The following is a 12,805-nucleotide window of genomic DNA, read 5'->3' as shown; positions in this document are numbered from 1 at the left end:
GCCCGGCCGCTCAGTCGGCGTCGTCGACGGTGGCCCGGCGGAAATCGCGGGAGAGGTAGAGGGCCAGGGCCGCCGAATTTCCGCTGTCCACGGTGACTGCCACGCGGTGTCGGCCCACTGCCTGCAGGGCCTGAAGGCAGTGGGCCAGCAGTTCTTCGGCGAGTCCCTGCCGGCGGTGGTCGGGGTGGGTGAACAGTTCGGCGATCACGCTGTCCCAGTCGCCGTCGCTGCCGGGGGCGGGCTCGGTAACGATAATGGCGGCGGCCAGCGTGCCGTCGGGGCCGGCCTTGACCGCGGAGGCCTCCGGGAGGCGCCGGCCCCGGGTTCCGGCCAGCAGGGCGTCGATCCAGCCGACCGAGCGGTCCGCCGGCTGCGGCAGGCCCTCCTCGTACGCTTCCCGGTACATGCGGGACAGCGAGGGAAGGTCGTCGGCGTGAATCGGCCGTATCGAAGTGCCGGGGCGGCTGCCCTCGGGCGCGCCGGTGGGGGCGGTCAGGATGATCAAGGGGTTCACGGCGGCCCTGCTCTCTCTAGCAACCTCAGATAACGGCACACCCCGCGGGCGTGTCTTCCAGCTTGGACCCGCCCTGTTGCGGGTGTGTTTCGGGATGGTGATATTCGGGCGACGGAACGGCGGATGCAGGGTTAACGCCTGCTGACCGCCGGGGGTTCCGCCGCCGCTGCGGTTCCCGACCTGCGCTACCGGAACGGACCGGGGCTGCGGGGATCCCCGCAGCCCCGGTCCGTTGGCGCGCCGCCCGTCCGGAACGGCCGCGCGGGACTAGCTCAGGGTCGCCGCGTCGATGACGAAGCGGTAGCGAACGTCGGAGGCCAGCACGCGCTCGTAGGCCTCGTTGATCTTCTCCGCGGGAATGACCTCGATCTCCGCGCCGATGCCGTGTTCGGCGCAGAAGTCCAGCATTTCCTGGGTTTCCCGGATGCCACCGATCATCGAACCGGCGAAGGAGCGGCGCCCGGCGATCAGCGCGAATGCGTTGACCGGCAGTGGCTCGGCCGGGGCGCCGACGTTCACCATGGCGCCGTCGAGCTTCAGCAGCTGCAGGTAGGAGCTGATGTCGATCGAGGCACTGACCGTGTTGACGATCAGGTCGAAGCTGCCGGCCAGCTCCGAGAAGGTGTTCTCCTCGCTCGTGGCGTAGTAGTGGTCGGCGCCAAGCCGCAGGCCGTCCTCCTGCTTCTTCAGCGACTGGGACAGGACCGTGACCTCGGCGCCCATGGCGTGCGCGATCTTCACGGCCATGTGGCCGAGCCCGCCGAGACCGACGACGGCGACCTTCTTGCCGGGGCCCGCGTTCCAGTGGTGCAGCGGGGAGTAGGTGGTGATGCCGGCGCAGAGCAGGGGAGCGGCGACGTCGAGTTCCAGGCCGTCGGGGATGGACAGCACGAAGTCCTCGGTTACGACGACATGGGTGGAGTAGCCGCCCTGGGTGATCGTGCCGTCGCGGTCGACCGCTCCGTATGTGCCGGTGTTGCCCTTGAGGCAGTACTGCTCCTCGCCGGCCTGGCAGTTGGCGCACTCGCCGCAGGAGTTCACCATGCAGCCGACGCCGACGCGGTCACCGACGGCGTGCTTGGTGACGGCCGAGCCGACCTCGGTCACGATGCCCGCGATCTCGTGGCCGGGGGCCAGCGGGTAGGACTGGGGGCCCCAGTCGCCGCGGACGGTGTGGATGTCCGAGTGGCAAATGCCTGCGAACTTGATCTCAATCAGGACGTCATGCGGTCCGACGTCGCGGCGCTCAATGGTGGTGGGGACCAGGTCCTCGGTGGCGGACGGGGCAGCGTATGCGTTTACGGTAAGCATTCTTCTCCAGTAAGAGTCGTTGGGCTCGTTGCCATCGGGGAGAGGAAAAGTTTTCCGGGACTTGGGGGCGCCTCGGAAACCTTCCGGCCCGCGGTGGCGCGGTGGGCGGACGCTGTTTCTGTCCGGGCCACAGTGGGCGACAACCGCGGACCGGGCCGGTTTGTTCCGCTGGGCGAGATTTTTTTCGCGGCCGTCCTTCGCCGCCGCCGGACGCCGGGCGTTTCCACGCGGCCGGCAGGGCAGGCAGCGGTCAGGGGCCGGGGCGGCGGGGCGGCGGGGCCTAGCTTCCGGCGATGCCCGGCTGGACGCGGACGAACTCGATCTTGTTGCCCGGGTCGACGCGCTTTTTGGGGGCGCGGGAGTAGCCCTTGGCGTCCAAATGGTTCTGCGCGCGGTAGTCGGCGAGCGCGGCGTCGTAGGCCGCGTTCAGCTGCCGGCCGGTGACCTGCTCGGTCGAACCGTCGGCGAAGGTGATGGTGATAGGCGTCCCGGCAGGGAAGTGCCGGTTCATGCGGATGAAGCCTTCGTCGTCCTGCTGCAGATTGATCACGGGGTGCCGCCTTCGTGTTTGGGAAGTACCCAGTCTTCCGTAGTTTCCACCCGGCCGCCTCCAGCGGCCGGCGGCGCCTCGCCCGCCCTGCCGGCCGGCGCGGCGTGGCGGTCCGCGCGGGCGGGGACAATGGAGGGGTGACTTTATCCGTGCAGACCCCGGAGCCCGGGCCGTTCGATCTCGCCACCCTCGGAGCGGGCCTGGTCTTTGCCGAGGCACTGGACCGGCTTACGGCGGCCCTCGGCGCACGCGGCACGGACGGTCCCGGCGGGACCGCCGTGGTCGAGGCGCCGCCGGGTACCGGCAAGACCACCCTGGTGCCTCCGCTGCTGGCCAACCTCGCTGCCCGGGGCGCCGCCGCGCCCGGGCGCGTGGTGGTGACCCAGCCGCGCCGCGTCGCCGCGCGTTCCGCGGCCAGGCGTCTGGCGGCCCTGGACGGCAGCCCACTCGGCGCACGCGTGGGGTACACCGTCCGCGGCGACCGGCAGGCGGGCGCCGGCACCCTGGTTGAGTTCGTGACTCCCGGCATCCTGCTGCGCCGCCTGCTGGCGGACCCCGGGCTGGACGGTACCGGCGCCGTGGTCCTTGATGAAGTCCACGAACGGGGGCTGGAGACCGACCTGCTGCTCGGCATCCTCGCCGAGGTCCGCCAGCTCCGAGGCGACCTCACCCTTGTCGCGATGTCGGCCACGCTCGACGCGGGGCGGTTCGCCGCCCTGCTCGGGGACGCGTCGCCGGACCGGGGGCGCGAAGGGGACGCGGCGTCCGACGGCGGCGGCGCGGCCCCCGTCGTCGGCTGTCCGTCCGCGCTGCACCCGCTCGAGGTGGAGTGGGCCCCGGCGCGCTGCCCCCGACTGGATGACCGCGGCGTGACCCGGGCCTTTCTCGACCACGTGGCGTCCACCGCGGCGGAGGCCCACGCCGCGGCGTTCGCCGCAGGGCAGGACATCGACGCGCTGGTCTTCCTGCCGGGCGCGAGGGAAGTAGCGCATGTTGCGGCCGCCCTGCGGGGACGGACCCGGGCCGAGGTGCTGGAACTTCACGGCCAGGCCGACCCGGCGATGCAGGACCGGGCCGTATCCGGCCGCGGCCCGGCGGACCGCGTCCGGATCATCGTCTCCACGACGCTGGCGGAATCCTCCCTTACGGTCCCCGGGGTCCGGCTCGTCATCGATTCCGGCCTGGCCCGCGAGCCCCGGCGTGACGCCGCCCGGGGCATGACCGGCCTGGTGACCGTTTCCTGTTCCCGGGCCTCCGCCGAGCAGCGCGCCGGACGGGCCGCCCGCCTCGGTCCCGGACGCGTGGTGCGGTGTTACGACCAGAAAAGCTACGGCGCGGCCCCGGCCCATCAAACCCCGGAAATCGCCGTCGCCGACCTCACCGCCGCGGCCCTGGTGCTGGCCTGCTGGGGGTCGCCGGGCGGCCGCGGCCTGGCGCTGCCGGATGCCCCGCCCCGGGGTGCGATGGACGAGGCCGTCGAAGTGCTGCGGGAACTCGGGGCAGTGGGAGCCGGCGGCCTCGCCACCGAGCTCGGCAGGACGCTGGCCCGGATCCCGGCGGACCCCCGGCTGGCCCGTGCCCTGCTGGACGGCGCCGCCGCCGTCGGCAGCCGCTCCGCGGCGGAGACGGTCGGCGCGGTTTCAGGCGGGCTGCGGGTCCCCGGCGCCGATCTGCCCGGGCTCCTTAACGCACTGCGGTCCGGCGCCGATCCGGGATCCCGCCGCTGGGCCGACGACGTCCGGCGGATGGACGCGCTCGCCCGCCAGGCAGCGCCCGCGGACGCGTCCGAGCTGCCGTCCCGGGCTGCCGGGCCGCGGAGCCCGGAAGCGACGGGACTCGTCGTGGCCCTCGCGTTCCCGGACCGGGTGGCCCGGCGGGTCCCCGGGGCGGGGGAGCAGTACCTGCTCTCCTCGGGCACACGGGCGGGGCTCCCGGCCGGCAGCCGCCTCGCGGGCCGGGAATGGCTGGCCGTCGCGGAGGTCTCCCGCGCGGAGGGGCGCGACGCTGCCGGTACCGGCGCCGTGATCCGGTCCGCCGCCCCGCTGTCGGCGGAGGGCGCCGAGGCCGCCGCGCAGCATCTGCTCAGCGACACCGTCACGGCGTCCTTCAGCGGCGGCAAAATCACCGCCCGGCGCGAGCGCCGGCTGGGCGCGATCGTGCTGTCCTCGACCCCGGTGCGGCCGTCCCCGGCCGAGGGCCGCGCGGCCGTGGCCCGGGCCCTGGCGCAGGCCGGACTGGGCGCCATCGGCTGGTCGGCCGCGGCGGACGCCCTGCGGCGGCGGCTGGCCCTGCTGCACCGGGAACTGGGCGCGCCGTGGCCGGACATGTCCGAGCCGGCCCTGCTGGCCCGCCTGGACGACTGGCTCGCCCCGGAACTTGAGGCCCTGGCCGCCGGGGCCCCCGCGCGCAGCATCGACCTGGCAGAACCGTTGCGCCGGCTCCTGCCCTGGCCCGACGCGGCCCGGCTCGGGGAGCTGGCCCCGGAGGCGCTGGAGGTGCCCAGCGGGTCCCGGGTCAGGATTGACTATCCGGAGGCCGGGGACGACGGCGGCCGTCCGGTGGTCGCGGTCAAGCTGCAGGAGTGCTTCGGCTGGGACCGGACGCCGCGGCTGGTGGCCGGGCGGGTGCCCGTGCTGTTCCACCTGCTCTCACCGGCGAGGCGTCCGCTCGCCGTGACCGACGACCTTGCCTCGTTCTGGTCGGGTCCCTACGCGCAGGTCAGGGCCGAGATGCGCGGCCGCTACCCCAAGCACCCGTGGCCGGAGGACCCCTGGACTGCGCGGGCGACGGCGAAGGTCAAAAACCGGATGTGACCGAAACGCGGGGTGTCAGCCCGCGTCGTTCCCGTCCCACGCCACATGGACCCAGCGCTGACCCTCGTCGTCCCACGACTCGGAGTGGCCCAGCAGGGCCAGGTCCTGGAAGCTGACCTCGATGCCGTCCTGCTGCAGGTCCTCGCTCAAGGCACGGGTGGCCTCGCGGACGGCCGATGCGACGGCTTCGGGATTGTCGGACTCGACGGGCCGGGAGGCTTCATATGTTTTGCTCATGGGCACCATCCTTGTGCCTCACGCCCGATAAGGGAACCGGCGGCCCGCCGATCAGCCGCTCCCCGTTGGCCCAGCAGACGGCACGCAGCCAGTCGTCGTCGAGGCGGGGCTCCTTGTCGCGGAGCCGCTCGAGGGCCTCAAGCTGGTGGGCGTAGGGGTAGGGGATGTTGGGGAAGTCGCTGCCGAGCACGATCCGGTCCGCGGCATCCGCCAGCTGCGGGAGCAGCCGGGGCGGGAACGGCGCCACGTCCTCAAAGAAATGAGTGAACGCCATCGTGGTGTCGAGGTGGACGCGCGGATACCGGTCGGCCAGCGCCAGGAATTCCCCGTATTCGGGTGCGCCAAGGTGCGCGACGACGGCGGTCAGGGCGGGGTGCCGGCGCAGCACGCCGGCGAGCTTGTCCGGGCCGGTGAACCCGGGCCGGGGAACCGGGCCGCTGCCGACGTGCACCACCACCGGGACGGCAGCGTCGGCCAGCAGGCCCCACACCGGGTCCAGGACCGGCTCCCTGAGGTCGAAGCCGCCCACCTGGGCGTGGATCTTAAAGACCCGAGCGCCCCGGCGAAGCACCTCCTCGACCTCCGCCAGCACGCCGTCCTCGGGGTAGAACGTGGCGCTGGGAACGCAGTCGGGTTCCGCCGCAGCCAGGCCCAGAGTGAAGTTGTTGAGGTCAGCGGCCATCCCCGGCCGGTGCGCGTAGGCCAGGGCGGTGAAACGGCGCACCCCGAGCGTCCGGAGCCGCTGCAGCCTGCTGTCCTGGTCGGTGCGGTAGGTGATCGGCCACGGCCTGCCCACGAGCGGTCCGGCCGCATCGAAATGGGCCCAGACGCGCCGCAGCATCCGCTCCGGCAGGAAGTGCGTGTGGATATCGATCAGACCCGGCAGGCCCAGCCGCTGCCACCAGGCGGGAACATCGTCGTCCGCGAGGGGACCGGTAGCATCCTCTTCCCCCGCCGTCACCGCGCTGCCGTCCCGGCGGCCGGTGCGGGGTGGGACCGGATGAACTCCGCCACGGGATCGGCCAGCGCGGCGCCGATTTCCTCGGGGGCCCGCTTCCTGCCCGCCACGGCGAAGGAATGGTCCCCGCCCTCCTGCCACTGCAGCGTCGCGCCTGGCCCGACGCGGTCCACCACGGACTCGAGCAGCCCGGGAGTGGCGAAGGTGTCCCGTGTGCCCTGCAGGAACAGCATCGGCACGGTGATGCCGTACAAGTGCTCGTCCCGCAGCTTCTCCGGCTTGCCCGGCGGGTGGAGCGGATACCCCAGGTACACCAGCCCCGCAGCCGGCATGCCCTCGGCCACCGCCATCGACGCCATCCGGCCGCCGAAAGACTTTCCGGCCGCCCAGACCGGCTCGCCCTCGGAGCGGGAAGCGGCAGCGGCCATCACGGCCCGCCACGTCGCAATGGCCACCGGCGGCCGGTCCGGAAACTTCCGGCCTGCCTCCCGGTAGGGGAAGTTGAAGCGCAGCGTCGCGACGCCGTCGTCGTTCAGCGCCGCGGTGAAGCCCCGCATGAAGGGGTGCTCCATCCCGGCTCCGGCGCCGTGGGCCACCACCAGGGTCGCTATTGGATGTGCGGGCCGGGCATAGACGCCGGAGACGGCAGTTTCGCCGACGTCGATGGCCAGCGGAAGCTCAGCGGCTGCCACGCGGCACCCCCTGCCCCGGCGCCCCGGCGCCAGCCCGTGTCACAGCGTCCACGAGGGACGTAAATGCCTCAGCCATGCCAGCCACCCTAACCAGCCTTCCCGCGGATCACCATCGCGGCCCGCCGGGACACCCCGGGAGCATGCGTCCGGGACGTCCGGCCCCTGTGCCGGCGCGCCGGCTGCCCCCAGAATGGCCGTGGGGGCAATGCCGGCTGAGAGGGAGATGACTATGCGGAGGACTGCTGGAGCCGCGCCGCGGCTGGCCGGAGCGCTGGCCATTGTGCTCGGCACCAAGGACATCCCGCTGCGGCTGCGCGCTTGGGACGGCTCGGAAGCCGGACCCGCTGGCGCCCCGCTGCTGGTGGTCCATTCGCGCCGGGCGCTGCGGCGGATCCTTTTCTCACCCGGCCAACTGGGCCTGAGCCGGGCGTACGTCGCCGGCGAGATTGAGGCACCGGGCGACATTTTTGCCAGCTTCGGCGCCCTCAGTTCCGTGGGGAAGTTCGCCGAGTCCGGGCCGTTCCGCCGGCCCACGTTCCGGGAACTGGGCACGCTGGCCGCCGCCGCGGTGCGGCTCGGCGCGGTGGGGCCGAACCCGGCGCCGCCGCCCGAGGAGGCCCGCGTGGCGCGGAAGGGCCGACGGCACTCCCGGAAACGGGACGCGGCCGCCATTTCGCACCACTACGACGTCGGCAATGATTTCTACGCCCTCATCCTGGGTCCGTCGCTGGTCTACTCCTGCGCGGTCTGGGACAGCCCCGGCACCGGGCTGGACGCGGCGCAGGAGGCCAAGCTCGACCTGGTCTGCCGCAAACTCGGGCTCCAAGCCGGGATGCGGGTCCTCGACGTCGGTTGCGGCTGGGGCAGTTTCGCCATCCACGCCGCCCGCCGCTACGGTGTGGACGTCGTCGGTGTGACCCTCTCCGCCGAGCAGGCGGAACTGGCGCGCAAACGGGTTGCGGAAGCGGGCCTGACGGACCGGGTTGAGATCCGGATCCAGGACTACCGCGACGTGGAGGACGCCCCGTTCGACGCGATCAGCTCGATCGGCATGTCCGAACACGTGGGCCGCGAGCAGATCGGCCGGTACGCGTCCCGGCTGCACGCGCTGCTGCGCCCCGGCGGCCGGCTTCTGAACCATGCCATCTCCTGGAACGCCGGCCCCGCCGCCTCCGACCCGGACTCCTTCATCCCGCGCTACGTGTTTCCCGACGGGGAGATGCTGAGCCTGGCGGAGATGGTCGGCGCCCTGGAGGGCGGCGGCTTCGAAGTGCTCGACGTCGAGGCGCTGCGCCCGCATTACGCCCTGACCCTGCGGGCCTGGGTGGACAATCTGGAGCGCCAATGGGACGAGGCCGTGCGGGCCAGCAGTCCGGGCCGGGCCCGGGTGTGGCGGCTCTACATGGCCGCCAGCGCGCTGGGCTTCGAGGCCGGAACGACGGGCGTCAACCAGGTGCTGGTCCGGCGGCCCGGCGGCGCCGAACCTCCGTTGCGGCGGACCGCCTGGCTCTGATGAACCCCGGCCCGACAGCCGCCGTCGCGGAGGGACTCTCCGCGGCCGAGGCGTCGCAGCGGCTGGCGGCCGACGGCCCCAACGAGCTGCCCACCGCGAAACCACGGAACCTGCTGCAGCAGACCTGGGCGGTGGTCCGCCAGCCCATGCTCCTGCTCCTGCTGGTCGCCGGCACCGTGAACTTCCTGCTGGCCGAACTGCTGGACGGCGTGCTCCTGCTCTCCTTCGTCGTCGTCGTCATCGGTATTTCCATTTACCAGGAGCGCAAAACCGAGAACGCGCTGGCCGCGCTGCGGGACCTGTCCTCGCCGCGGGCCCTGGTGATCCGGGACGGGGAGCAGCTGCGCATCCCCGGCCGTGAGGTGGTGCGCGGGGACCTGGCCCTGCTCGCCGAAGGAGACCGCGTACCCGCCGACGCCGTCCTGCTCGACTCACGGAACCTCACCGTGGACGAATCGGCCCTGACCGGGGAATCGGTCCCGGTGCGGAAGGCCGCGGACCCGGCAGCCGCCGCCGGACCGATGGGACGCCCCGGCGGGGACGCGACGCCCTGGGTCTTCTCCGGGACCCTGGTGGTCAAGGGCCACGGGCTGGCCCGGGTGACCGGCACCGGAGCGGGAACGGAGCTGGGCCGGATCGGCTCGGCGCTGCGCTCCATCGAACAGGAGCCCACCCCGCTGCAGCGGGAGGTCGACCGCCTGGTCCGTTACCTCGCCGCCTTCGGGGTGGCGGCCGCCGCCGTCGTCGCCGTCGTTTACGGCCTGACCCGCGGCAACTGGCTGGAAGCGCTGCTGGCCGGCATCGCAACCGCGATGGCCATGCTGCCGGAGGAGTTCCCGGTGGTGCTCACCGTGTTCCTGGCCCTGGGGGCCTGGCGGATGTCGCAGCAGCACGTGCTGACCCGGCGTTCCCCGGTGATCGAGGCCCTCGGCGCTGCCACCGTCATCTGCGTGGACAAGACCGGCACGCTGACCATGAACAGCATGAGCGTCAATGAATTGGTCGTGGGCGGCGAACGCTGCCTGGTCGATGACAGCCCGCTCCCCGCGGCCTTCCACACCATCGCCGAGTACGGGGTGCTGGCCTCCCCGGTGGACCCCTTCGACCCGATGGACAAGGCCTTCAAGGCCGTCGGCACCAAACACCTCGGCGGCACCGGGCGGCTGCACGCGGACTGGGAACTGGTCCGGGAGTACCCGCTGTCCGAGAAACTGCTGGCGCTCTCGCACGTCTGGCGCGTTCCCGGCGGGAACCACTACGCGGTGGCGGCCAAGGGCGCCCCGGAAGCCATCGCCCGGCTCTGCCGCCTGGACGCGAACCAGCAGGCGGCGCTGCTGGCCGAGGTGGAGACCGCGACCGCCGGCGGCCAGCGGGTGCTGGCCGTCGCGCGCGCCTCGTTCGACCGTGCCGGCGACCTCCCGGAACTGCAGGCCGACTTCGAGTTCGAGTACCTGGGCCTGGTTGGCCTGCACGATCCGCTGCGGCCCGGGGTGGCCGCCGCGGTGGCCGCGTGCGCCCGCGCCGGGGTCCGCACGGTGATGATCACCGGCGACTATCCGGGGACCGCCTTGGCGATCGGCCGCGCGGTCGGCCTGGACCACGGCGCGGGTGTGATCACCGGACCGGAGCTCATGGCCATGCCCGACGAGGAGCTGGCGCGGCGCATCCGCACCGTCAGCGTGTTCGCCCGGATGGTCCCGGAACAGAAACTCCGGATCATCCGGGCGCTGAAGGTCAACGGCGAGGTGGTCGGGATGACCGGTGACGGGGTCAACGACGCACCGGCGCTGCGCGCGGCGGACATCGGCATCGCGATGGGCGCCCGCGGGACCGACGTCGCCCGGGAATCCGCGGATCTGGTCCTCACGGACGACGACTTCAGCTCCATCGCCGGCGGTATCCGCCAGGGCCGCGGGATCTTCGACAACCTCCGCAAGGCGCTGGCCTACACGATCGCCGTACACGTCCCGATCGTCGGCATGTCCCTGCTGCCGGTCTTTGTCAGCGACTGGCCGCTGGTCCTGCTCCCGGTGCAGATCGCTTTCCTGGAGCTCATCATTGACCCGGCCTGCTCGGTGGTGTTTGAAGCGGAGGAGATCGATCCGGCGATCACGGACCAGCCGCCGCGCCGGCCGGGCCAGGGCATTTTCGGGCGCCGGGTGCTTGCCATCGCCGCCTGCCAGGGGCTTTCCGTGCTGGCCGTCGTCGTCGGGGTCTACCTCTGGACCCTCAGAAGCGGCAGGCCGGACGACGTCGTCCGCTCGGTGTCGTTCGCGACCCTTGTGGTCGGTAACCTGTGCCTGATCCTGGTCAACCGGTCCTGGCGGCTGCCGTTCTGGCGGACCTTCCGCGAGCGCCGCAACCGGACCCTGAAGTGGGTGGTCGGCGGCGCGGCCCTGTTCCTCGTGGTGTTGCTGAACGTTCCGGGACTGCGGGGCGCGTTCAACCTGGGGCCGCTGGCGCCGGCTGACTGGCTCCTTGCGGTGCTCGCGGGCGCGGCCGGGGTGGCCTGGTTCGAAGTCTTCAAATCCGTCCGCCGCTCCTGATGCGTCCTTTCCTTAGGCAGCGCCCGCGGGTAGCTTGATCCTCATGGCACGGGAAGAAACCATGGTCGCCGTCGAGGGACCCCACGGCAGCAGGGAAGTCAGGATCTCGAGTCCCAGCAGGCTGCTGTGGCCTGAAGCGGGCCTGAGCAAGCTCGACCTCGCCCACTACATGGTCGCCGTCGGGGACGCGTTCCTGGCCGCCAACGGCGGCCGCCCCGTCACGCTGCAGCGTTTCTCGGGGAACGTCGACGGCGAACAGTTCTTCTCGAAGAACCCGCCCAAGGGGGCCCCGGAGTACGTACGGGCCGTGGATGTGGTCTACCCGAGCGGCCGGTCCCATCCCCAGCTGGTGATCGACGAGATCGCGGCCGCGGTGTGGGCGGTACAGATGAACACGGTGGTCTTCCACCCCTGGGCCTCCCGGGCCACGGACCCGGACAACCCCGACCAGCTGCGGATCGACCTCGACCCGCAACCGGGCACCGGCTTCAAGGATGCGGTGCCCGCTGCCCACGAGCTGCGCGCGGTCCTGGCCGAGGCGGGACTGACCGCCTTCATCAAGACCTCGGGCAACCGCGGCCTGCACGTCTTCGCCCCGATTGAACCCAAGCACGAATTCCTGGACGTGCGCCACGCCGTGATCGCCGCCGCCCGCGAACTCGAACGCCGGATGCCGGAGCAGGTCACCACCGCCTGGTGGAAGGAGGAACGCGGTACCCGGGTCTTCGTCGACTTCAACCAGGCCAACCGTGACCGCACCATGGCGGGCGCCTACAGCCCGCGCGCCTTGCCCGCCGCGACGGTCTCCTGCCCGCTGGCATGGGAGGAGCTGGATGCCGCCGACCCCAAGGACTTCACCGTCGCGACCGTTCCCGGCCGGCTCCAGTCCCTGGGGGACCCGTGGGCCGGCATGCACGACCGGCCCGGCTCCATCGAGGCACTGCTGGGCTGGTGGGAGCGGGACCTGGCCGAGGGCCTGGGCGAGCTGCCCTTCCCGCCGGACTTCCCGAAGATGCCTGGCGAACCGCCGAGGGTGCAGCCCAGCCGGGCCAAGGCCGCCGACTAGCTGCACCGTTCCGGCTCACTTGACTGTGGCGGCTCACTTGACCGTCAGGGTCCCGTGCATGGAGGGATGGAAGGTGCAGTGGAACGTGTAGGTGCCCGGTGTGGCCGGCGCCGTGAAGCTGGCCGTCGCGCCGCCCTGGACGTCGACGTTGAACGCTGCACCGTCGTCGGCGGTGACGGTGTGCTCTGCGCCGTCGGCATTGGTCACCGTCACCGTCGCGCCCGGACGCACTTCCAGCGGCGGCCCGAAGGAGAAGTCCCGGATGGTGATGGCGGCGGCTGCGGGGACCGCGCTGGAGACGCCAGCGCTGCCCGAGGCGGGTGTGGACGCTCCGCTGCTCATCTGCATCTGCCCGCCCGCAGGGGTAGTGGCAGGGGTTCCCGCCGGTGCGCTCGCCGGTGGTGATGTGGTGGGCGGGGCCGTTGCGCTGCCGCCGGCGCCGCATCCGGCGGCGCCCAGCAGGGCCGCCGCCAGCAGCAGTGATGCCCGTGTCTGGCCAGTGTTCATGGCGCACCCCGATCTTCCCTCGCGTGGCATTGGGGATCCCTGTTCTTAATTCTGCTCCCGTTAGCGGGTAAAGGCGCCGGGCGGCCTGGTCCGATTGT

The 12,805-nt window shown here is 72.3% G+C and carries 11 protein-coding genes; 4 read left to right on the top strand and 7 right to left on the bottom strand.

The window, feature by feature from the left end; all coding sequences use genetic code 11:
• Positions 1 to 10 precede the first annotated feature (10 nt).
• The 3 genes from ASG71_RS12445 to ASG71_RS12435 form a co-directional block, all read right to left on the bottom strand.
• A complete protein-coding gene (locus ASG71_RS12445; RefSeq protein ID WP_157366411.1) occupies positions 11 to 514 on the bottom strand; it encodes a GNAT family N-acetyltransferase in 504 nt (167 codons plus the stop codon).
• A gap of 267 nt (positions 515 to 781) precedes the next feature.
• Positions 782 to 1,825: an NAD(P)-dependent alcohol dehydrogenase gene (locus ASG71_RS12440; protein ID WP_056739656.1), complete on the bottom strand. Its 1,044-nt coding sequence runs from the start codon at positions 1,823 to 1,825 to the stop codon at positions 782 to 784.
• A gap of 280 nt (positions 1,826 to 2,105) precedes the next feature.
• Complete coding sequence (locus ASG71_RS12435) at positions 2,106 to 2,375, bottom strand: hypothetical protein (protein ID WP_056739654.1); 270 nt, start codon at positions 2,373 to 2,375, stop codon at positions 2,106 to 2,108.
• 137 nt (positions 2,376 to 2,512) lie between these two features.
• Between ASG71_RS12435 and hrpB the strand changes: the two genes are divergently transcribed.
• On the top strand, positions 2,513 to 5,188 hold the full coding sequence (hrpB, locus tag ASG71_RS12430) for an ATP-dependent helicase HrpB (protein WP_056739652.1): 2,676 nt from the start codon (positions 2,513 to 2,515) through the stop codon (positions 5,186 to 5,188).
• Between the two features lie 15 nt (positions 5,189 to 5,203).
• Here hrpB and ASG71_RS12425 read toward each other — a convergent pair whose 3' ends face one another.
• From ASG71_RS12425 to ASG71_RS12415, 3 genes are read right to left on the bottom strand one after another with little or no spacing between them, the layout of a single operon-like run.
• Positions 5,204 to 5,425: a hypothetical protein gene (locus ASG71_RS12425; RefSeq protein ID WP_056739650.1), complete on the bottom strand. Its 222-nt coding sequence runs from the start codon at positions 5,423 to 5,425 to the stop codon at positions 5,204 to 5,206.
• Positions 5,409 to 6,386 (bottom strand): amidohydrolase family protein, encoded by a 978-nt coding sequence (locus ASG71_RS12420; protein WP_056739648.1) that lies wholly within the window; start codon positions 6,384 to 6,386, stop codon positions 5,409 to 5,411. The genes ASG71_RS12425 and ASG71_RS12420 overlap by 17 nt, the downstream gene beginning before the upstream one ends.
• Positions 6,383 to 7,075: an alpha/beta family hydrolase gene (locus ASG71_RS12415; protein WP_056739646.1), complete on the bottom strand. Its 693-nt coding sequence runs from the start codon at positions 7,073 to 7,075 to the stop codon at positions 6,383 to 6,385. Before ASG71_RS12415 ends, ASG71_RS12420 begins: the two co-directional genes overlap by 4 nt.
• Before the next feature lie 229 nt (positions 7,076 to 7,304).
• Here ASG71_RS12415 and ASG71_RS12410 point away from each other — a divergent pair, with 229 nt between their 5' ends.
• The 3 genes from ASG71_RS12410 to ligD are packed head-to-tail and all read left to right on the top strand — an operon-like array spanning position 7,305 to position 12,200.
• The gene (locus ASG71_RS12410) at positions 7,305 to 8,588 is read left to right on the top strand and encodes an SAM-dependent methyltransferase (RefSeq protein ID WP_056739643.1); all 1,284 of its coding nucleotides are present in this window, start codon (positions 7,305 to 7,307) and stop codon (positions 8,586 to 8,588) included.
• Positions 8,588 to 11,134 (top strand): cation-translocating P-type ATPase, encoded by a 2,547-nt coding sequence (locus ASG71_RS12405; RefSeq protein WP_056739641.1) that lies wholly within the window; start codon positions 8,588 to 8,590, stop codon positions 11,132 to 11,134. The genes ASG71_RS12410 and ASG71_RS12405 overlap by 1 nt, the downstream gene beginning before the upstream one ends.
• 43 nt (positions 11,135 to 11,177) lie before the next feature.
• The gene (gene ligD / locus ASG71_RS12400; RefSeq protein ID WP_056739638.1) at positions 11,178 to 12,200 is read left to right on the top strand and encodes a non-homologous end-joining DNA ligase; all 1,023 of its coding nucleotides are present in this window, start codon (positions 11,178 to 11,180) and stop codon (positions 12,198 to 12,200) included.
• A gap of 33 nt (positions 12,201 to 12,233) precedes the next feature.
• Here the strand turns inward: ligD and ASG71_RS12395 are convergent, their stop codons facing one another.
• A complete protein-coding gene (locus tag ASG71_RS12395; protein ID WP_082575105.1) occupies positions 12,234 to 12,707 on the bottom strand; it encodes a cupredoxin domain-containing protein in 474 nt (157 codons plus the stop codon).
• Positions 12,708 to 12,805: the final 98 nt, after the last annotated feature.

It is taken from the genome of Arthrobacter sp. Soil763, from assembly GCF_001428365.1.
GTDB lineage: Bacteria > Actinomycetota > Actinomycetes > Actinomycetales > Micrococcaceae > Arthrobacter.
The sequence above is the reverse complement of the archived record's forward strand: the minus strand, read 5'-3'. Positions and strand labels throughout refer to the sequence as shown.